15 protein-coding genes and 3 tRNA genes are annotated in these 19,726 nt (G+C 68.8%); 13 read left to right on the forward strand and 5 right to left on the reverse strand.

Annotated features, from left to right (window positions below; translation table 11 throughout):
- Positions 1-3 precede the first annotated feature (3 nt).
- Together CON77_RS05015 and CON77_RS05020 are read left to right on the forward strand one after the other, a co-directional pair.
- Entirely contained in the window at positions 4-633 is a 630-nt protein-coding gene (locus CON77_RS05015) for a Maf family protein (protein ID WP_101048042.1), read from the forward strand.
- Positions 634-640: 7 nt separating this feature from the next.
- Positions 641-2,170, forward strand: coding sequence for an Rne/Rng family ribonuclease (locus CON77_RS05020; RefSeq protein ID WP_101048043.1), 1,530 nt, complete (start codon positions 641-643; stop codon positions 2,168-2,170).
- 78 nt (positions 2,171-2,248) lie between these two features.
- On the opposite strand, the gene msbA is transcribed toward CON77_RS05020, so the two are convergent.
- Positions 2,249-4,045 carry a lipid A export permease/ATP-binding protein MsbA gene (gene msbA, locus CON77_RS05025; protein WP_101048044.1) on the reverse strand — a complete coding sequence of 599 codons (1,797 nt, stop codon included), beginning with the start codon at positions 4,043-4,045 and terminating at the stop codon, positions 2,249-2,251.
- A 149-nt stretch (positions 4,046-4,194) separates the two neighbouring features.
- Here msbA and tolB point away from each other — a divergent pair, with 149 nt between their 5' ends.
- The 7 genes from tolB (at position 4,195) to CON77_RS05060 (ending at position 9,292) form a co-directional block, all read left to right on the forward strand.
- Positions 4,195-5,505, forward strand: a complete 1,311-nt coding sequence (gene tolB / locus CON77_RS05030; protein WP_439650526.1) for a Tol-Pal system beta propeller repeat protein TolB — start codon at positions 4,195-4,197, stop codon at positions 5,503-5,505.
- Between the two features lie 103 nt (positions 5,506-5,608).
- Complete coding sequence (gene pal, locus CON77_RS05035; RefSeq protein WP_232788410.1) at positions 5,609-6,166, forward strand: peptidoglycan-associated lipoprotein Pal; 558 nt, start codon at positions 5,609-5,611, stop codon at positions 6,164-6,166.
- A gap of 2 nt (positions 6,167-6,168) precedes the next feature.
- Positions 6,169-6,981 carry a tol-pal system protein YbgF gene (gene ybgF / locus CON77_RS05040; protein ID WP_101048047.1) on the forward strand — a complete coding sequence of 271 codons (813 nt, stop codon included), beginning with the start codon at positions 6,169-6,171 and terminating at the stop codon, positions 6,979-6,981.
- Positions 6,982-7,027: 46 nt separating this feature from the next.
- Positions 7,028-8,143 carry a YeeE/YedE family protein gene (locus tag CON77_RS05045; protein WP_101048048.1) on the forward strand — a complete coding sequence of 372 codons (1,116 nt, stop codon included), beginning with the start codon at positions 7,028-7,030 and terminating at the stop codon, positions 8,141-8,143.
- Positions 8,136-8,987, forward strand: coding sequence for a tRNA threonylcarbamoyladenosine dehydratase (locus tag CON77_RS05050; protein ID WP_101048049.1), 852 nt, complete (start codon positions 8,136-8,138; stop codon positions 8,985-8,987). The genes CON77_RS05045 and CON77_RS05050 overlap by 8 nt, the downstream gene beginning before the upstream one ends.
- 48 nt (positions 8,988-9,035) lie before the next feature.
- A tRNA-Lys gene (locus CON77_RS05055) sits at positions 9,036-9,111 on the forward strand.
- A gap of 105 nt (positions 9,112-9,216) precedes the next feature.
- Positions 9,217-9,292, forward strand: a tRNA-Lys gene (locus CON77_RS05060).
- Between the two features lie 92 nt (positions 9,293-9,384).
- Here the strand turns inward: CON77_RS05060 and CON77_RS05065 are convergent.
- The 4 genes from CON77_RS05065 to CON77_RS05080 all read right to left on the reverse strand — a co-directional run bounded on the left by CON77_RS05065 (position 9,385) and on the right by CON77_RS05080 (position 15,842).
- Positions 9,385-9,630: a DUF3297 family protein gene (locus CON77_RS05065; protein ID WP_101048050.1), complete on the reverse strand. Its 246-nt coding sequence runs from the start codon at positions 9,628-9,630 to the stop codon at positions 9,385-9,387.
- Between the two features lie 100 nt (positions 9,631-9,730).
- Positions 9,731-9,804 (reverse strand) — tRNA-Gly (locus tag CON77_RS05070).
- A gap of 50 nt (positions 9,805-9,854) precedes the next feature.
- Positions 9,855-13,538, reverse strand: a complete 3,684-nt coding sequence (locus tag CON77_RS05075; RefSeq protein ID WP_101048051.1) for a DUF748 domain-containing protein — start codon at positions 13,536-13,538, stop codon at positions 9,855-9,857.
- An 18-nt stretch (positions 13,539-13,556) separates the two neighbouring features.
- Complete coding sequence (locus CON77_RS05080; RefSeq protein WP_101048052.1) at positions 13,557-15,842, reverse strand: patatin-like phospholipase family protein; 2,286 nt, start codon at positions 15,840-15,842, stop codon at positions 13,557-13,559.
- A gap of 200 nt (positions 15,843-16,042) precedes the next feature.
- On the opposite strand from CON77_RS05080, the gene CON77_RS05085 reads away from it, so the two are divergent.
- The 4 genes from CON77_RS05085 (at position 16,043) to CON77_RS05100 (ending at position 19,725) form a co-directional block, all read left to right on the forward strand.
- Positions 16,043-16,813, forward strand: a complete 771-nt coding sequence (locus CON77_RS05085; protein WP_101048053.1) for an ABC transporter ATP-binding protein — start codon at positions 16,043-16,045, stop codon at positions 16,811-16,813.
- Between the two features lies 1 nt (position 16,814).
- Positions 16,815-17,525, forward strand: coding sequence for an ABC transporter ATP-binding protein (locus tag CON77_RS05090; RefSeq protein ID WP_101048054.1), 711 nt, complete (start codon positions 16,815-16,817; stop codon positions 17,523-17,525).
- 50 nt (positions 17,526-17,575) lie between these two features.
- On the forward strand, positions 17,576-18,769 hold the full coding sequence (locus tag CON77_RS05095) for an ABC transporter substrate-binding protein (protein ID WP_101048055.1): 1,194 nt from the start codon (positions 17,576-17,578) through the stop codon (positions 18,767-18,769).
- A 71-nt stretch (positions 18,770-18,840) separates the two neighbouring features.
- Positions 18,841-19,725 (forward strand): branched-chain amino acid ABC transporter permease, encoded by an 885-nt coding sequence (locus CON77_RS05100; protein WP_101048056.1) that lies wholly within the window; start codon positions 18,841-18,843, stop codon positions 19,723-19,725.
- The last annotated feature ends 1 nt before the right edge of the window (position 19,726 follow it).

Below are 19,726 nucleotides of genomic sequence, written 5' to 3' on the forward strand. Positions count from 1 at the left end.
CGCATGTCCCAGACCGCCAGTCCCGCGCCCGAACCCTGGGTGTACCTCGCCTCGCAGAGCCCGCGCCGGCACGACCTGCTGACCCAGTGGGGCGTGCGCTGCGAGCCGCTGCTGCCCGACCCCGACGAAGACGCCGAGGCACTGGAGGCGGTGCGCCCGGCCGAGGCGCCGGCGCACTACGTGCAGCGCGTCACCCGCCACAAGCTGGACGCCGCCGTGGCGCGGCTGCAGCGTCGTGGCCTGCCCCCGGGGCCGGTGCTGTGCGCCGACACCACGGTGGCCCTGGGCCGCGATATTTTGGGCAAGCCGGCGTCCAAGGCCGACGCCCAGCGCATGCTGCAGCGCCTGGCCGGGCGCAGCCACCAGGTGTTGACGGCCGTCGCGGTGGGTCACAAAGGCCAGGTCTGGCAGGCCCTGAGCCGCTCGCAGGTGACCTTCGGTGAGTGGAGCTCGGCCGACATCCGCCGCTACGTCGAGACCGGCGAGCCCATGGGCAAGGCCGGTGCCTACGGCATCCAGGGCCTGGCCGGGCTGTGGGTGCAGCGCATCAGCGGCAGTTACACGGGCATCATGGGCCTGCCCGCGTTCGAGACCGCACAGGTGCTGCGCGCCGCCGGCCTGCGTCTGCTGTAATCGCGGCATGGCACAAGACATACTCATCAACTGGTCGCCGCAGGAAACCCGCGTGGCGGTGGTGGAGCAGGGCGCGGTGCAGGAGGTGCACATCGAGCGCACGCTGGAGCGCGGCCTGGTCGGCAACATCTACCTGGGCAAGGTGTCGCGCGTGCTGCCCGGCATGCAGTCGGCCTTCATCGACGTGGGGCTGGACCGCGCGGCGTTTCTGCACGTGGCCGACCTGCTGCCCAACATCACCGCGCGCCATGCGGGCAAGGACAAGGCGCCGCTGGTGGCCAGTGGCCAGCCGGCCGCCGATGGCACCCCGGCGGTGGCTGCGCCTGCCGCCGGGACCCTGCCGATCGAACGCCAGATCTTCGAAGGCCAGGCCCTGATGGTGCAGGTGTTGAAGGACCCGATCGGCACCAAGGGCGCGCGCCTGACGGCGCAGATCAGCATCGCCGGGCGCCTGCTGGTCTTCCTGCCGCAGGACAAGCACCTCGGCGTGTCGCAGAAGATTCCGCACGCCCAGCGCGAGGCCCTGCGCCAGCGCCTGGTGGCGCTCACAGCCGAGGGCGGGGGGGGCTTCATTCTGCGCACCAACGCCGAAGACGCGAGCGACGAGGAACTGGCCGAGGACATCGCCTACCTGCGCAAGACCTGGGCGCACATCAAGGCCGGTGCGGCGCGCCAGCCGCCGGCCACCCTGCTGTACCAGGACCTGACCTTGCTGCAACGGGTGTTGCGCGACCTGGTCGGGGCGCAGACCCAGTCCATCCAGGTGGATTCGCGCGAGCAGCACGGTCTGCTGCAGACTTTCGCACGCGAGTACATGCCCAGCACGCTCGAACGGTTGCGCCAGTACAGCGGCGAGCGCCCGATCTTCGACCTCTACAGCATCGACGAGGAGATGGCCCGGGCCCTGGGGCGGCGGGTGGACTTGAAGTCCGGCGGCTACCTGGTGATCGACCAGACCGAGGCGCTGACCACGGTGGACGTGAACACCGGCGGCTTCGTGGGGGCGCGAAATTTCGACGACACGGTGTTTCGCACCAACCTGGAGGCGGCGCAGGCCATCGCGCGCCAGCTGCGGCTGCGGAACCTGGGTGGCATCGTCATCGTCGATTTCATCGACATGGTGCGCGAAGACCACCGCGAGGCGGTGTTGGCCGAGTTCCGCAAACAGCTGGCCCGCGACCGGGTGAAAACCATGATCGGGGGCTTTTCGCAATTGGGCTTGGTGGAAATGACGCGCAAGCGCACGCGCGAGTCGCTGGCGCAGATGCTGAGCGAGCCCTGTGCCGCCTGCGGTGGCAAGGGGCACGTCAAAACCGCCCGCACCGTCTGCTACGACGTGCTGCGCGAAATCCTGCGCGAAGCACGCGCCTTCAACCCGCGAGAGTTCCGCGTGGTGGCCTCGCCGCAGGTGGTCGAGCTGTTTCTGGACGAGGAAAGTGCCCACCTCGCCGGCTTGAGCGATTTCATCGGCAAGCCGATTTCGCTGCAAAGCGAAAGCGGCATGACGCAGGAGCAGTACGACATCGTGCTGCTGTGAACGCGGCCGACCCGGGCCGGCAGGCCTGGGGCCGGTGGATCCGGGCTGTGGGGGCGCTGTCCGTCGCCCGCAGGGCACTCAGGCGCCGGCCTGCGGCGCCGTGTCTGCGCGGTCCACCGCGTGCTGGGCCTGCGCTTGCAGGCGCGCGTAAGCCCCATTGGCCGCCAGCAATTCGGCGTGGCTGCCTTGCTCCACGATCTGGCCGTCGGCCAGCACCACCACGCGGTCCGCGTGTTCGATGGTGGACAGGCGGTGCGCGATCACCAGGGTGGTGCGCCCGCGCATCAGGCGCGACAGGGCCTCCTGCACCAGCCGTTCCGACTCGTTGTCCAGCGCCGAGGTGGCCTCGTCCAGGATGAGCACAGGTGCGTCCTTGTAGATGGCCCGGGCGATCGCCAAGCGCTGGCGCTGCCCACCCGACAGTTCGGTGGCGTTGTGGCCGACCACGGTGTGCATGCCGCGCGGCAGGTGCTGCACCAGCTCGGCCAGGTTGGCCGAGGCCAGCGCCGCCTGCACCCGGGCTTCGTCCACCGTGGCGCCCAAGGCCACGTTGTGGGCCAGGGTGTCGTTGAGCATGACCACGTCCTGGCTGACCATGGCGAACTGCGCGCGCAGGTTGCCCAGGTCCCAATCGGTCAGGCGCACGCCATCGAGGCTGACCTGGCCTTCGCTCACCTCCACAAAGCGGGGCAGCAGGTTGGCCAGGGTGGTCTTGCCCGAGCCCGAGGGGCCGACCAGGGCCACCACCTCGCCCGGGCGCACCTGCAGGCTCAGGTCGCGCAAGGCCGCGCCGTCCTTGTTGCCGTAGCGCACCCAGACCCGCTCCAGGGCGATCTGGCCCAGGGCCCGGTCCACGCGGTGTCGGCCCCCGGTCTGCTCGCGCGTGTCCTCGACCAGCTCCAGGCCGCGTTCCAGTGCCGCCAGTCCGCGTGTCACGGTGCCGGCGATGTCGGCCAGTTGGCGGATCGGGGTGATCAGCATCAGCATGGCGGTGACGAAGCCAACGAAACCGCCGACCGTGGCCCCGGCGTTGCTCTGCCACAGCGCCACCATGATCACCGCCGACAGCGCCGCAGCCGCCAGCAACTGGCTCAGCGGCGTCATGGCGGCACCGGCGATGGTCGATTTCATCGCCAGCCGGCGCAGCGCCACGTTCAGGCGTTCGAAGCGCTCGGCCTGTTGCGCCTGGGCGCCGTGCAAGCGAACCATGCGGTGGGCCAGCACGTTTTCTTCCACCACATAGGCCAGTTCGTCGGTGGCGTGCTGGCTGCTGCGGGTGATGTGGTAGAGCCGTTTGGACAGGCTGCGCATGACCCAGGCCAGCGGCGGAAACAAGGCCAGCACGATGCCGGTGAGCTGCCAGTTCAGGTACAGCAGGTAGACCAGCAGGGCCACGATGGTGAGTACCGTACGCACGCTGGTCAGCAGCGCGCCGACCAGCAGGGTGGTGCCGCTCTGCACCTCGTACACCACGGTGTTCGACAGCTTGCTTGCACTTTGCTGGGCAAACAGGTCGAGCTGCGCGGTGTTGAGCCGCGCGAACATGGCCTGGCGCAGCGTCACCATGCCCTGGGTGGCGGTGTGGCTCAGGCCGTAATTGGCCAGGAAGGTGGCCACGCCGCGCAGGGCGAACAGCCCCATCAAGGCCGCGGGCACCGTCCACATCGGGAAGGACCCGGTGGAAAAACCCTGGTCGAGCAGGGCCTTGAGCAAAGCCGGGATGGCCGGCTCGGTCAGCGCCGCCAGCAGCGTGCCCACAAAGGCCAGGCCGATGCCGGCGCGGGCGTGGCGGAAATACGGCCAGAGGCGGCGCAGGCGCTGCGGCAGGGGCGGGACCACGGCGGTGGTGGGCGGGGGGGACGTGGTGTCGGTCAAAGCGGCGGTGGGGAAAATCTGCGGTTGGCCGTGCCGGGGGAACCTTTCTGGCACAAACGGTCACAGTTCACATTGGCGTGTCCGGTATTATCGGCGCGACAGTCCACTCCCGGGGCGCCGGTTTCGGTGCCCGATTCAGACCCATGCGCTTGACTTCTTCTGCCCGTTCGCTTCCCCCTCTTGGCCGCCGCCAGTGCCTCACCCTGCTGGGGGGGGCGGGTTTGTGGGCCACGGCCACGGTGCCGGCCTGGGCGCAGTTCCGGGTCGAGGTCTCGGGCGTGGGCATGCAGCAGATCCCCTTCGCCATCGCGCCCTTCAAGGTGGTGCCCGGTGCGCCGCAGAACGTCGCGGCCATCGTGCGCGCCGATCTGGAGCGCAGCGGCCAGTTGCGCTACGTGGCCGGCAGCGAAGCCGTGCTGGACGAGATGGCCCGCCCCGACCTGGCCCCCTGGCGCAGCGGCGGCGCCGATGCGCTCGTCACCGGCAGCGTCTCGCGCCTGGCCGACGGCCGTTACGACGTGCGCTTCCGCCTCTGGGACGTGGTGCGCGCCCAGGACCTGGGCGGGGTCAGCTTCCCGGTCGCCGCCGCCGACCTGCGTCTGGCCGCTCACCGCGTGGCCGATTACGTCTACGAAAAACTCATCGGCGACCCGGGCGTGTTCTCCACCCGCATCGCCTACGTCTCGAAGCAGGGCGAGCGCCACCAGCTGTGGGTGGCCGACGCCGACGGCGAAAACGCCCAGTCGGCCCTGAGCAGCCCGGAGCCCATCATTTCTCCGGCCTGGGCGCCCAATGGCGGGCAGCTGGCTTACGTGTCTTTCGAGTCGCGCAAGCCGGTGATCTACACCCACGAGGTCGCCACCGGCCGCCGTCGCCTGCTGGCCAGCTTCCGCGGCTCCAACAGCGCCCCGGCCTGGTCGCCCGATGGCCGCCAGGTGCTGGCCACACTCACCCTGGGCGGGGGCTCGCAGATCTACGCCCTGGACCCCAATGGCGGCCAGCCGCAGCGGCTGACGCAGACCAGCGGCATCGACACCGAACCCGCGTTCTCGCCCGATGGCAAGAGCGTTTACTTCGTCAGCGACCGGGGCGGCTCGCCGCAGATCTACCGCATGGCCAGCAACGGCCGCGACGTCACCCGCGTGACCTTCGACGGCAGTTACAACATCTCGCCAGCGATCAGTCCGGATGGCCGCTCCATGGCCTTCGTGGCCCGCATCGGCGGCGCCTTCAAGCTGCGTGTCATGGATCTGGCCACGGGCAACTTCAACACCCTGACCGACACCACCGCCGACGAAAGCCCGAGCTTCGCGCCGAACAGCCGGCTCATCATGTACGCCACCAAGGTGCAAGGCCGCGAGTCCCTGATGACCACCACCCTGGACGGGCGCATCAAAACCCGCCTGGCCAGCGTGCCCGGGGCTGTCCGCGAACCCGACTGGGGCCCGTTCCAGCGCTGAACACCGTTTACAGTTCACCCTTTTCTTCCACCGATTGTTTCCCATGACTGCCCACCGCCATTCCCCGGTTTCTTCTGTTTCCTCGGCCGCTGCCCCCCGTTCCGTGACGGGCCGTTGGCAGCTGGGCCTGGCCGGCGTGCTTGCCGCCGCGCTGCTGGCCGGTTGCGGCTCCAGCGTCAAGCTGGACGAAGGTGCGCCGGTGTCCGACCGCACTGGGGTGCCGGTGGGGGCCGCGGGCGCAGCCGGTGCGGGTGCGGCGGGCAACGCGATCGACCCGCGCGGCGTCAACGGCGTTCAGGCCGGGGCGGGCCAACTGGGACAGCCGCCGCAGAACCTGGCGCGTGTGGTGTACTTTGACTACGACGATTTTTCCGTCAAGAGCGAGTCCATGTCCACCCTGGAAGGGCATGCCCGTTTCCTGAACGCCGACCGCCAGCGCCGCGTGGTGCTGGAAGGCCACACCGACGAGCGCGGCGGCCGCGAGTACAACCTGGCCCTGGGGCAAAAGCGTGCCGACGCGGTGCGCCGTTCCCTGACCCTGCTGGGCGTGACCGATGGCCAGATCGAGTCGGTCAGCTTCGGCAAGGAAAAACCGGCCAACACCGGCGCCGACGAAGAGGCCTTCCGCCAGAACCGCCGCGTTGAACTGAGTTACCGCTGACCATGAGTGGCGCCACACGCTCTTTCGCCGGGCCTTGGCGGCCGGTGTTCCTGGCCTTGGCCCTGTGGGGCGCGGCCTCGTCCGGGCACGCCGCCCTGTTCGGTGACGACGAGGCGCGCCGCGCCATCATCGACCTGCGCACCCGGGTCGATGCCAACCGGCAGGCCGCGGAAGCGGCCGATCAGCGCCTGTCGGCCGAAGTCAAGGCCCTGGAAGAGGGCGGCCTGGGCCCGGCGCGGCGCAGCATGCTCGACTTGGTCAACCAGATCGAAGCCCTGCGTCGCGAACTCGCCGAGGTGCGTGGTCAGAACGAACGCCTGGCGCGCGATGTGGCCGACCTGCAGCGCCAGCAGCGCGACGTGAGCGGCGCGATCGACGAGCGCCTGCGTCCGCTGGAGCCGGTCAAGGTCACGCTCGAAGGCCAGGAGTTCACCGCCAAACCCGAAGAGAAAGCGGCGTTCGAGGCCGCGATGACGACCTTGCGTGCCGCCAACTTCCCCGCGGCGGCTCAGCAGTACACCCAGTTCCTGACGCGCTACCCCAGCAGCGGCTATGTGCCGGTGGTGCTGTACTGGTTGGGCAATGCACAGTACGCCAACCGCAGCTACAAGCCCGCCATCGACAGCTACCAGCGCCTGCTGGCCCAGTTTCCGCAACACGCGCGGGCGCCCGAAGCCCTGCTGGCCGTGGCCAACTGCCACCTCGAACTGAAAGACGCGCGCAGCGCCAAGGCCACCTTGCAGAACGTGGTCAAGACCTACCCGGCGTCCGAGGCCGCCTCGGCCGCGAAAGACCGCCTCGCCCGTCTGCGCTGAAGGCCCGCCCCACACGCTGTGTGTGGGGCCTCTACAATCCAGCGCCATGGAAATTTCCGACATTTCACACCTCCACGCGCAGGTGCTCTGGGCGGCTTTTGCCGTCTCCGCCGCCTTCGGGCTGATCGCCCAACGCACCCATTTCTGCACCATGGGCGCGATCAGCGACATCGTCAACATGGGCGACTGGACCCGCATGCGCATGTGGGCCATGGCCGTGGGCGTGGCCATGCTCGGTTTCCATGGCATGGCCTGGCTGGGCTGGATCGATCCGGCCCAGACCATCTACGCCAGTGGCCGGGTGATCTGGCTCTCGGCCCTGGTGGGGGGGGGCTTGTTCGGTTTCGGCATGGTGTTGGCCTCGGGCTGTGGCAGCAAGACCCTGGTGCGCATCGGCGGCGGCAGCCTGAAATCGCTCGTGGTGTTTTTCGTCATGGGGGTCGCGGCTTTCGCCACCATGCGCGGGGTCACGGCGGTGCTGCGCGTCAACACGGTGGACCGGGTGGCCTTCGACATGGCGCCCGGCAGCGCGATTCCGGCCTGGCTGGCGGCGGCCTTCGGCTGGGCGCCGGCCCAGACCGGCCTGCTGGTGGGCGGCGGCGTCGGCCTGGCGCTGGTGCTGTGGGCGGTGGCAGGCCGGGGCTTCCGTGGTGCCTTGGACAACTGGCTGGCGGGCCTGGGCATCGGGGCGGCGGTGGCCGCCATGTGGTGGGTCACCGGGCGCCTGGGTTTCGTGGCCGAACACCCCGAGACCCTGGAGGCGGTGTTCCTCGCCACCAATTCCGGCCGCATGGAGTCGCTCACCTTCACCGCGCCCATGGCCTACACCCTGGATTGGCTCATCTATTTCAGCGACACCTCCAAGGTGCTCACCCTGGCCGTGGTGTCGGTGTTCGGCGTGGTGCTGGGCGCATTCGCCTACGCGCTGCGGACCCGCAGCTTCCGCTGGGAAGGCTTCCGCAGCACGCAGGACACGGCCTTGCACGTGGTCGGCGCGTTGTGCATGGGTGTGGGCGGTGTCACGGCCATGGGTTGTACCGTGGGTCAGGGCCTGTCTGGCCTGTCCACCCTGAGCCTGACCAGCGTCATCGCGGTCGCCGGCATTGTGGCGGGCGCGGTCGGCGGCTTCCGCTTCCAGATGTGGCTGCTCGAACGTGAGTGAGTCGCTGGCCGGTGGTGTCGCGGGCGATCCCGGGTTCGAGCGCCGCTTCGGCGGCCTGCGCCGCTTGTACGGCCCCGAGGGAGCGCAGCGGATTTTCGATGCGCACGTCCTCGTCGTCGGCATCGGCGGTGTCGGCTCCTGGGCCGCGGAGGCGCTGGCGCGCAGTGGTGTGGGCTGCCTGACCCTGATCGACATGGACCACGTTGGCGAGTCCAACACCAACCGCCAGGTGCATGCGCTCACCCCGGAGTTTGGCCGCGCCAAGGTGGAGGCCATGCGCGACCGGATCGCGCTCATCAACCCGGCGGCCACGGTCCACGGCGTGGATGATTTCGTCACGCCCGACAACTGGCCGGCGCTGGCCGAGCAGGCCCTGGCCCGGGGCCGACCGCTGGCGGTGCTGGACGCCTGCGACCAGATGTCGGCCAAGGTGGCCCTGGCCGCCTGGGCGCGTCGTGTGGGCGTGCCTTTCATGACCGTGGGGGCGGCCGGGGGCAAGCGCCGCGGCGACCGGGTGGAGGTGGGCGACCTGCACGCCACCACCCACGACCCCCTGCTGGCCCAACTGCGCTACCGCCTGCGCAAGCACCACGGCGCTGCCCGCGACGGCACCATGGGCGTGGCCTGCGTGTTCAGCCGCGAGGCCGTGGCGCCGCCGGATGCCGCCTGCGCCCTGGACGGCAGCCCGGACGGCTCGCTCAATTGCCACGGTTACGGCTCCAGTGTGGCGGTGACGGCCACCTTCGGCCTGTGCGCCGCGGGTTGGCTGATGGAGCGCCTGGCGTCTGGCGAAAAATTTCCAAAAAAATCGGCCGTACTCAGAAACGATGGAAAAAAGGATTAGAATCTAAGGCTTAGCAGCAAGCAAACAGCTTGCTCAGATCTGAAAGTTGGGTCGTTAGCTCAGTTGGTAGAGCAGCGGACTTTTAATCCGTTGGTCGCAGGTTCGAATCCTGCACGACCCACCAACCAGATCAAGCACTTGGTGCAGCAATGCGCGAGTGCTTTTTCTTTCACTGAATGGCGCGGTTTGCGCGCCAGGGCACTCACCAAAGTGTCCACCGTTTACGGTCGGGTCGTTAGCTCAGTTGGTAGAGCAGCGGACTTTTAATCCGTTGGTCGCAGGTTCGAATCCTGCACGACCCACCACACACACAGCACCTGGCGCAGCAATGCCCAGGTGCTTTTTTTTGCCCATTCCTGTCTGTAATGGAGCGGGCCCGCAGGCCCGGGCTGGGGGCTTACTTGTAGAAAGCCTCGACCTGGCCTTTGAGCTGGATCAGCAGGGGGCGGCCCTTGCGGTCCCGGGTCTTGCCGGCCGGCACCTTGATCCAGCCTTCGCTGACGCAGTATTCCTCCACATCGAAGCGCTCCTGGCCATTGAAGCGGATGCCGATGTCGTGCTCGAACACAGCGGGCACATGGTGCGGGCCAGGGTGGACCGAGAGGCGGTCGGGCAGGGCGGGGCGTTGGGTGGTGTCGGTCATGGTGGGCCTGGGTGGGAGCACGGCACATAAAAAAACCCGCTGTCCGGGGGGATCAACGGGTTACCGGTGTGCGCAGTGCTCGGGGTTGTCGGGGTCAACTTGGAGCGGGCGATGGGAATCGAACCCACGTTATTTGCTTGGGAAGCAAGAGTCCTACCATTGAACGACGCCCGCGTGTGCCGTGATTCTATGCGAATCCAGAGGGCTTTCTGCGGCGCGCGCGCTCAATCCACCGACAGTTTGAGTTCGGCACGCGCACCGGTCTCGCTTTGGGGCGGCACAGCCCCCAGGAACAGGCGGGTCGCCGGCACCTGGCGGCTGGCCAGGTATTCCTTCACCGCCACGCCACGGGCCACGCCCAGGTCGCGCATGTCGGCCTCGGTCACGGGCACCGCCGCCAGCAGCAGGGCTTCCATGTCGGCCACGGGCAGGTCTTTGGCCAGGCCCAGCAGGTTGCGCGGCTTGGTGATGTCGGCACGGCGGTACACCTCTTTCAGCAGCGCCGGGTACTCGTCGGCGCTGACCGGCGGCAGCGCGGTGCCGTCCTGCCCGTCGCGTGCGGCGCGGCGGCGCTTTTCGGCCGCCACCATGCCGTCCAGTTTGAGGCGGCGGAAGGCCTCGCGTTCGCTGTCCAGGCGGCTGTGGCCGACCACGGTCAGTTGCAGGGCCGGTCGGTCGCCGAGGGCCTGGGCCACTTTGTCCAGGGCCTGTCGGGCTTCGGCGGACAGCGCCGCGCTGCCCGGGGCAAAGGCCACCTGCTGGAGGTCGTCGCCGCCCGAGAAGGCGCTGGCGATCAGGGCAAAGGGCGCGGTCAGGGCCTTGCCGATGAGGTTGACCACCAGCCGCACGATGATGGGACCGAGGCGGAACTGCGGGTCGTTGAGCGAGCCGCTGATGGGCAGGTTGATGTCGATGACGCCGTTGCGATCGGCCAGCAACGCCACGGCCAGCTTGACCGGCAGGTTCGGGGCCTCGCTGCCCTCGATGCGGTCGCCAAAGCGCAGCTGGTTGAGCACGATCTGGTTGTTGGCCTTCAACTGGCCGTTCGGGTCGATGCGGTAGCTCACGTCCACGCTGAGCTTGCCGCGTTCGATGCCGTAGCCCGCGTACTTGCTGCTGTAGGGGGTCAGCGGGGGCAGTTCGAGGTCGCGCACCTGGCCGCGGATGTCCAGGGCCAGGGGCTGTGCCAGGGGGTTGAGCTGGCCCGAGATGTCCAGCGTGGCGCTGCCTTCGACGCGCCCGCGCAGGCTGAGGGCTGCCAGCGCGGGGGTGTTGCCGCTGGCGGGGCGGTTGGAGAAGGCGGCCAGGCTGCCGCTGAGTTCGCTCAGGTTGGCGCTGTAGTTGGGCTGGATGAAACGGTCGGAAAAGCGCACCCGGCCGTTGACCAGGCCGATGGGGCCGAAGTCGATCTGGGCGCTGGGGGCGGCGCTGGCCGTCGCCGTGGCGGCCGCAGGCGCGGCGGGTGTCGACGGGGTGGCGGTGCTGGCCGGTGCTGCCGCCGGTGCAGCAGGCGCCCCGGTGCTGGCCGGCGCTGGCTGGCCGAACAGACCTTGCAGGTTGAGCCGACCCAGGGGGTCGACGATGACGCGGGCGAAGTAGTCGCTCAGCACGGTTTCGCGGATGGCGAGTTGGCGCAGCTGGCCCTGGTCCACGGCCACCGACAGGCCGCGCAGGTTCAGGGCTTTCCAGTCGAGCAGGTCTTCGGTCGGGTTGCGGGTGGTGGCCTTCAGGTCTTCGATGGCAGCGTTGCCCTGGAGCTGCAACTGGGGGCCGGTGGCCGGCAGGGCCAGGGCGAAGCTGCCGCGGTAGCTGGCGTCGGCGCGCAGCAGTTCAAAGTTCAGCACCTGGGCCAGGTAGGGTTCCAGCGCGTGCACGGGCAGGCGCTCCACCTGGAGCTGGCCGCGGACGTCCAGCGGGCTGGGGCTGCGCTGCTGGCCGGGCAGGCGCAGCTTGCCGTCCAACGCCAGGCGGCCGCCTGCGCGCTTGGGGGCGGCAATGTGCCCGGAGAAGCGCACCGGCATGGCCGCCTGCTCGGTGGCCAGGGGGCGCAGTTGGCGCAGGTCCAGTGTCAGTTGGGTGGCGTCGAGGGCGGCGCCACCGCCGACGCTGGCATCGCGCAGGTGCACCGCGCCGCCGCGGACTTGCAGTTCGTCCACCTCCACGGCCCAGGGCGGGGTCTGGGCTTGGGCCGCAGGGGTGGGGCTGGCTGTGCTGGCGGGGGCTGCAGGGAACCAGTCGTTGAACATCCAGCGCCCGTCGCTGTGGCGTTTGAGCTGGACGGTGGGGCCATCCAGCCGTACCTGTTCAATGGCCACGCTGCGTTCCAGCAGTTGCACCTGCACGGCCTTGAGCGCCAGGCTCTGCAGTCCGGCCTCGGCCTGTTTCGGAGCACCCAGGGTCAGGCCAGTCAGTGCCAGACTGGGGGCTTTGAGCGCCAGGCGGGCGGGTTTGCCGTCCTGCGCGGCCTGCCATTGCAGGGAGGCGTCGGCGCTGAGCTGACCGCCCAGGGCCGGGCGGAGCACGTTCGCCAGGTAGGGCGCGGCCAGTTGGAGCGGCAGGCCTTCGGTGGTGAGGCGGATGTCGGCACTCTCGCCGGTGGCCTGGCCTTCCCAGGCCAGGGGGGTGCCGGCCAGGGCCAGCGAGCCCCGCAGGTCGATGGGGCGCTGGGTCGGCCAGGTGGCGTCTTTCACGTCCAGGGTGATGGCCTCGGCGCTGAGGGCGGCAGCGGGGCGTGTGCTGGCATCTGCCCAATGCACGGCGCCCTGGCGCACTTGCACGGTGGGCAGGGTCACGGTCCAGCCGGGGGCGGTACCGGCCACCGCGGGGGCCGGTGGGGAGGGCGCGGCCGGTGCCTTGGCCGGGGTTGCTTGGAAGGCTTGTTGCAAGCGTTGCAGGTTGAGCCGCCCTTGGCCATCGCGGCGCAGGTGCAGGGTGGGACCGTCCAGGGTCAGGGCGCTCAGGCCCAGGTGGCGTTCCAGGGGGCGCACGTCGGCCAGTTGCAGGTGCAGGCGTTCCAGTCCAAACAGGGGCTGGGCAGCGGCCTGGGGGGTGAGGCGTTCTTCCAGCCGCAAGCGGCTCAGGGTGAAGTCGCCTTGGAGGCCGATGCGGGGGCTGTCCTGCTGTTCAAACGACAGCGTCAGGTCTGCGTCCACCTGCCCGCTCTGGGGGCGCAGCGGCCATTGGCTGGGCCAGTAGGGCAGGTAGGGGGCCAGGTCGAGGGCGGCGATACGCAGGCGGGCCTGGGTATGGCGGTCGGCCGCGAAGGGGGTGGTCTCGGCGCTGGAGTCGAAGGTGGTGCCGTTGAGCCGGAACGCCAGGTGCGGGGTGGTGACCACTTCGCGGCGCGCGCCCAGATTGCTCAGGAAGGGAATTTGCAACTGTGTCCCCTCCACCGTGTGGCGGGCGTTGCGGGGCGTGTCGGTGAAGACGAGCTGGCCGTCGCTCAGGGCGATGTTGAACAGCGCGAAACGGGGGGGCTCTGACGGGGGTTCGTCGGGTTTCTGGAATTTGGCCAGCACGTCGTCGATGTCGTAGCGGCCCTCGCCCAGGTGGGTCAGCCGCAGCACGGGCGCCCGGACCTGCACCGCGTCGATCACCGGGGCCAGGCGCAGCAAGGACTGCAACTCGGCGTCGACATAGAGTTCGTCCACGCTCAGCAGGGGGGCGGTGTCGGTGGCACCCGGGGCGGCACCGATGCGCAGCTGCTGCAGGCGCAACTCCAGCGACCAGGGCCGCAGCGACACCTGTCCGACCTGGACCGGCCGGCCCAGGGCCTGGCTGCCCTGGGTTTCGATCGCCCAGCGCAGCAGGGGCGGCCCGCCCAGCCAGGCCAGTAGCCACAGGCCCAGCAGCGAGGCCAGGGCGATCAGGGCGCGGCGGGTCCAGCGGTGGGTGAGTAAGGTGTTCATGCGGTCGGTCTCGGGGGGTCAGGGTTTGCCCAGCAGGAAATACAGGCCAGTGTATCCCCGTGGGGCGTGAACCACGCTGAGGTACACGGGGCCGATGCCGGTGTCGGCGCCCAGGTAGAGGCTGCTGCCCCAGCGCAGGTGTTGGCGCAGGCTGTTGGCGCGTTCGCGGTCCTGGCTGTTCCAGGCGTTGCCCACTTCCAGCGTGCCGCCGACGAACAGCGCCCGGGCCACGCCGGGCTGCACCGGCAGGCGCTGGTAGTAGCCCAGGCGGGCCAGTACCAGCGCGTTGCCGGCGACCTGGCCGATGCGGTAGCCCGACAGCTGCTGGAATCCGCCCAGGGAATACTCGTCGGCCGCGCCCGGGGGCACCGCCGACGAGCGGCCCACCCGCAGGTAGGCGTTCCAGGTGTGCGGCCCGTGCGAGAAGACCTGGTTGGCGCTGGCGTCCCAGCGCACGAAGGGGGTGCGGCCCTGCTCGGTCCGGTAACGGCCGCTCTGCCATTCGGCCTGGTAGCGGTGGCCGGCCTGGGGGAAGTTGGCGTGGTCGAGCTGGTCGGACACCCAGGCCAGGCGCCAGGCGGCCTCGGTCCAGGTCTGGTTGCGCAGGCCGCCCGGGGTGTCCAGGTTGACGTAATCCAGCAGCGACTGGCGGCGCGCGCCGAACAGGCCAAAGCGCACGTCGCCCCAGTTGCCCACCCGGCCCAGGTGCCAGCCCGCGTCCAGGCCCAGGCGCGAGGTACGGCGGCGGAACAGCGCGAAGGGGTCGCCGTCGGTGTCGAACCATTCGATCTTGCGCAGTTCGTGGTCGGCGTAGAGGCTGACGAAGCGGTCGCGGTCGGTGCCCAGCGGGTGGTACAGCTCGGTGCCGGCGGCCACGGTGGCCCCCAGTTCGAGGTGGTTGCGCCACTGCGCGCCCAGGCGGTTGACGTCGCGCCGGTTGTGGCTGATGCGCAGGCGGAAGTCGCCCTGGCCCTGGAAGTCGGTCTGCAGGTCCAGGCCAACGCGGAACTGGTTCATGCCGGCGAGGTCTTCGCGCACCTGGTAGACCAGGCCTTCGCCGCTGGCGCCGGGGGCGGGTTCGAGCCGGTAGTCCAGGCGCACGTAATCGTCCAGCGCCACCAGGCGGCGCAGGTCTTGCTCTATCAGCTCGGTGTCGGGGGCTGTGCCGGGGCGCACGTCGAGCTGGCGCTGCAGCCGCACCGCCTGCGGGCCGTCCACGCCCTCCAGTTTGACGAAGGCCAGGGTGTCGGGCAGGCCATCGACCAGGGCCTGGTGGGTGCGTGCGCGCTGGCTGCGCCAGCGTTCGTAGGTCGGGCCGTCAACGCTGAAGCGGGCCAGCGACGCCGCCACCGCCTGGCCGTAGGCGCGGCCGGCGGCGACCAGTGCCGGGGCCTTGTCGAAGTCGCCCGAACTCAGCGAGCCCAGGTCGGGGGCCAGCAGCAGGTCCCGGCGCGTGAGGGTGGCGATGCTGCGCTGGACGTTCTGCTCGGTCAGGATGTTGATCATCTGCAGCGTCACGCCGACCGCGGTGTCCAGCGTGTCGCGCGCCGCCAGCGGGGTGCCGATGTTGACCGCGATGACGACGTCGGCGCCGAGTCGCCGGGCCACGTCCACCGGCAGGTTGTTGACCAGGCCGCCGTCGCCCAGGATGCGCCCCTGCCAGTGCAGCGGCGAGAACACGCCCGGCACCGACATGCTCGCGCGCAGCGCCGCGGCCAGGTCGCCCGAGGCCAGCAGCACCGGCTGGCCGTTTTCCATGTCGGTGGCCACGGCGCGAAAAGGGATGGGCAGGCCGTCGAAGCCGCCGAGTTGCCGGGTGTGCAGCGTCAGCCGCCGCAGCAGCAACTCCAGCGAGCGGCTGGACACGGCCCCCTGGGGCAGGCGGAATTCGCCATCCTGGAAGCCGAGTTGCAGCACGGGAGAGAACTCGAAATCTTCCTCCTTGCGGCGTTGCGACAGTTCCTGCCGCGGCAGGCGCTGGGTGAACAGGGTGGTCCAGTCCACGCCCAGGATTTCGCGCTCCAGCGCGTCGGGCGCCAGGCCGCTGGCGTACAGCCCGCCGATGATGGCGCCCATGGAGGTGCCCACCACCAGGTCCACCGGCACCCGAGCCTCTTCCAGGGCCTGGAGCAGGCCGACGTGGGCAAAGCCGCGGGCACCCCCGCCCGACAGCACCAGACCCACGCGCGGGCGGTCCGGTGTGTCCGCGGTGGTGGTTTGGGCCTGCGCCGGGCCAAGGGCGGACCACAGTCCGACGCCCAGGCAACAGAACGCCAACAGGTGCAGCCGAAGGGCAGCGAGCATGACAACCTCAAAGCATGAAACGGCTCCGAGTGTACGTGGGCCTGGCGCCGTGCACCGTGTCGGAGCGGTGTCACTTGGGCGTCAATTTCGGGCCTGTGGGGGGCTGGCGGCGGGGGTAATCCCTTATCAGAAAAAACGGTTTTCTCCCCACAATGGCTCCACAACGTACCGACTGGTCGGTATTTTTGGGAAGTTCGCCGATGAGTGACACCATACTGGAAACGCAGCACCTCACCAAGGAATTCAAGGGCTTCACGGCCGTCAGCGACGTGAACCTGTGTGTGCGCCGGGGCAGCATCCACGCCCTGATCGGGCCCAACGGCGCCGGCAAGACCACCTGTTTCAACCTGCTCACCAAGTTTCTGGAGCCCACCTCGGGCGCCATCCGTTTCAATGGGCACGACATCACCGGCGAGCGCCCGGCGCAGATCGCGCGGCGCGGGGTGATCCGCTCTTTCCAGATCTCGGCGGTGTTCCCGCACCTGACCCTGCTGGAAAACGTGCGCGTGGCCTTGCAGCGCCAGATGGGCACGGCCTTCCACTTCTGGCGCAGCGAGCGCAGCTTGCGCGTGTTGGACGAGCGTGCCATGGCCCTGCTGGCCGAGGTGGGCTTGGCCGAGCAGGCCGATGAGACCACCGCCAACCTGCCCTACGGCAGCAAGCGCGCCCTGGAAATTGCCACCACCCTGGCCATGGAGCCCGAACTGATGCTGCTGGACGAGCCGACACAAGGCATGGGCCACGAAGACGTGGACCGCGTGATGCACCTGATCAAGAAAGTGTCGACCGGGCGCACCATCCTGATGGTGGAGCACAACATGAAGGTGGTGTCCACCATCGCCGACCGCATCACCGTGCTGCAACGCGGTGCCGTGCTGGCCGAAGGGCCCTACGCCGAGGTGTCGAGCAACCCCGACGTGATGGCCGCCTACATGGGCACCACCGACGGCCAACTGCAGGGGGCGCATTGAGATGACGGTTCCCGCACTCGAGATCCGCGGCCTGCAGGCCTGGTACGGCGAATCGCACGTGCTGCACGGGGTGGACATCACCGTGCAGCCGGGCGAGGTGGTGACCCTGCTGGGCCGCAACGGCGCTGGGCGCACCTCCACCATGCGCGCCGTCATGGGCCTGACCGGGGCGCGCAAGGGTTCCATCAAAATCAATGGCGTGGAAACCGTCGGCATGCCGACGCACCGCATCGCCCACCTGGGGGTGGGCTACTGCCCGGAAGAGCGCGGCATCTTTTCCAGCCTCTCGTGCGAGGAAAACCTGCTCTTGCCCCCGGCCCTGAAGACCGGGCGCCCGGGCATGTCGCTGGACGAGATCTACGCCATGTTCCCCAACCTGGCCGAGCGCCGCCACAGCCAGGGCACCCGCCTGTCGGGCGGTGAGCAGCAGATGCTGGCGGTCGCGCGCATCCTGCGCACTGGCGCCCAGCTCTTGCTGCTGGACGAGATTTCCGAGGGCCTGGCCCCCGTGATCGTGCAGGCCCTGGCCCGCATGATCACCACCCTGCGTCAGAAGGGGTTCACGGTGGTGATGGTGGAGCAGAACTTCCGCTTCGCCGCGCCGCTGGCCGACCGCTTCTACGTGATGGAGCACGGCGGCATCGTCGAGCAGTTCGGCGCCGCCGAACTGCAGGCCAAGATGCCGGTGCTCAACGACTTGCTGGGCGTCTGAGCCTGGCCTTGCCGCTTTCCATCCGCTTCCCACCCACAAAAGGAGACCACATGAAACCCACTTTGAAAGCACTCGCCCTGATGCTCGGTGTCGCCGGTCTGGCCACCCACGCGATGGCCCAGGACAAGGTCCGCATCGGCTTTGTGACCGACATGTCCAGCCTGTATTCCGACATCGACGGCAAGAACGGCGCACTGGCGCTGCAGATGGCCATCGACGACTTCGGCGGCAAGGTGCTGGGCAAGCCGGTCGAGCTGCTGTCGGCCGACCACCAGAACAAGGCCGACATCGCCGCGTCCAAGGCGCGCGAGTGGATCGACACCCAGGGCGCTGTCGCCATCTTCGGCGGCACCAACTCCGGCACCGCCCTGGCCACCGCCAAGGTGGCCCTGGAGAAGAAGCGGGTGTACGTGAACAACGGTGCGGCCACCTCGGCGTTGACCAACGACCAGTGCTCGCCCTACACCGTGCACTACACCTACGACACCGTGGCCCTGGCCAAAGGCACCGGCGGCGCGGTGGTGGACACCGGCGGCAAGAACTGGTTCTTCCTGACGGCCGACTACGCCTTCGGCCACGCCCTGGAGGCCGACACCACCAACGTGATCAAGGCCAAGGGCGGCACGGTGGTGGGCGGTGTGCGCCACCCGCTGAATGCGTCCGATTTCTCGTCCTTCCTGCTGCAGGCCCAATCGTCCAAGGCGCAGGTGCTGGGCCTGGCCAACGCCGGTGGCGACACCATCAACTCCATCAAGGCCGCCAAGGAATTCGGCATCGGCAAGAACATGAAGGTGGTCACGCTGCTGTCCTTCATCACCGACTTCCACTCGCTGGGCCTGAAGAACACCGAAGGCCTGATGCTGACCACCCCGTGGTATTGGGACCTGAACGACGATACCCGCAAGTTCGGCAACCGCTTCTTCGAGAAGACCAAGCGCATGCCGTCCGAGATCCAGGCGGGCAACTACTCGTCCATGATGCACTACCTCAAGGCCGTGGAAGCCGCCAAGACCACCGATCCCGACAAGGTGATGGAAGCCTGGCGCAAGATGAAGATGAACGACTTCTTCGGTTCGGGCTACCTGCGTGCCGACGGCCGATACGTGCACGACATGTACCTGGCCCAGGTGAAGTCGCCGGCCGAGTCCAAGAAGCCCTGGGACTACTACAAGATCCTCAAGAAAATGCCCGGCGAAGAGGTGTTCACCACCAAGGCCGAGTCCAAGTGCGCGCTCTGGAAATGAGCCTTTGACCGGTGAGGCGTGGGCCGCGGCCCATGCCCGCCGGGTGTCGTGTTCACACCCCCCCTGACCCCATGGACATCTTCGGTATTCCCATGCCGGCCCTCTTGAGTCAGCTCCTGCTGGGGCTGGTCAACGGCTCGTTCTACGCCATCCTGAGCCTGGGCCTGGCCGTGATTTTCGGCTTGCTCAACGTCATCAACTTCGCCCACGGGGCCTTGTTCATGACGGGCGCCGTCCTGACCTGGATGGGCATGAACTACTTCGAGGTCAACTACTGGGTCATGCTGGTGGCAGCACCCGTGGTGGTGGGTATTTTCGGGGTGGTGATCGAACGCCTGTTCCTGCGCTGGATCTACAAGCTCGACCACCTCTACGGCCTGCTGCTGACGCTGGGGCTGACCCTGATCATCGAGGGGGTGTTCCGCTCGGTGTACGGGGTGTCCGGTCTGGGCTACGACACGCCCGAGCTGCTGCAGGGCGCGACCGACCTGGGCTTCATGTTCCTGCCCAACTACCGGGCCTGGGTGGTGGTGGCGTCCATCACCGTCTGCCTGTTCACCTGGTTCATGATCGAGAAGACGCGCATCGGCGCCTACCTGCGCGCCGGCACCGAAAACCCGCGCCTGGTGGAAGCCTTCGGCATCAACGTCCCGCTGATGATCACGCTGACCTACGCCTTTGGCGCCGGCCTGGCGGCCTTCGCCGGGGTGCTGGCGGCACCGGTCTACCAGGTGTCGCCGCTGATGGGGCAGAACCTCATCATCGTGGTGTTCGCGGTGGTGGTGATCGGGGGCATGGGCTCGATCATGGGCTCCATCCTGACCGGGCTGGGCCTGGGCCTGATCGAGGGCTTGACCAAGGTGGTCTACCCGGAAGCCTCGTCCACCGTCGTCTTCGTCATCATGGTCATCGTTCTGCTGATTCGCCCCGCTGGCTTGTTCGGCAAGGAAAAGTGAA

Origin of the sequence: Macromonas nakdongensis (assembly GCF_002837145.1) — a bacterium.
Classification (GTDB): Bacteria; Pseudomonadota; Gammaproteobacteria; order Burkholderiales; family Burkholderiaceae_C; genus Macromonas_B; species Macromonas_B nakdongensis.

Coding starts and splice junctions, on each gene's coding strand:
- CON77_RS05015 (WP_101048042.1), top strand. CDS start 4: ATGTCCCAGACCGCCAGTCCCGCGCCCGAACCCTGGGTGTACCTCGCC.
- CON77_RS05020 (WP_101048043.1), top strand. CDS start 641: ATGGCACAAGACATACTCATCAACTGGTCGCCGCAGGAAACCCGCGTG.
- ybgF (WP_101048047.1), top strand. CDS start 6,169: ATGAGTGGCGCCACACGCTCTTTCGCCGGGCCTTGGCGGCCGGTGTTC.
- CON77_RS05045 (WP_101048048.1), top strand. CDS start 7,028: ATGGAAATTTCCGACATTTCACACCTCCACGCGCAGGTGCTCTGGGCG.
- CON77_RS05065 (WP_101048050.1), bottom strand. CDS start 9,630: ATGACCGACACCACCCAACGCCCCGCCCTGCCCGACCGCCTCTCGGTC.
- CON77_RS05075 (WP_101048051.1), bottom strand. CDS start 13,538: ATGAACACCTTACTCACCCACCGCTGGACCCGCCGCGCCCTGATCGCC.
- CON77_RS05080 (WP_101048052.1), bottom strand. CDS start 15,842: ATGCTCGCTGCCCTTCGGCTGCACCTGTTGGCGTTCTGTTGCCTGGGC.
- CON77_RS05085 (WP_101048053.1), top strand. CDS start 16,043: ATGAGTGACACCATACTGGAAACGCAGCACCTCACCAAGGAATTCAAG.
- CON77_RS05090 (WP_101048054.1), top strand. CDS start 16,815: ATGACGGTTCCCGCACTCGAGATCCGCGGCCTGCAGGCCTGGTACGGC.
- CON77_RS05095 (WP_101048055.1), top strand. CDS start 17,576: ATGAAACCCACTTTGAAAGCACTCGCCCTGATGCTCGGTGTCGCCGGT.
- CON77_RS05100 (WP_101048056.1), top strand. CDS start 18,841: ATGGACATCTTCGGTATTCCCATGCCGGCCCTCTTGAGTCAGCTCCTG.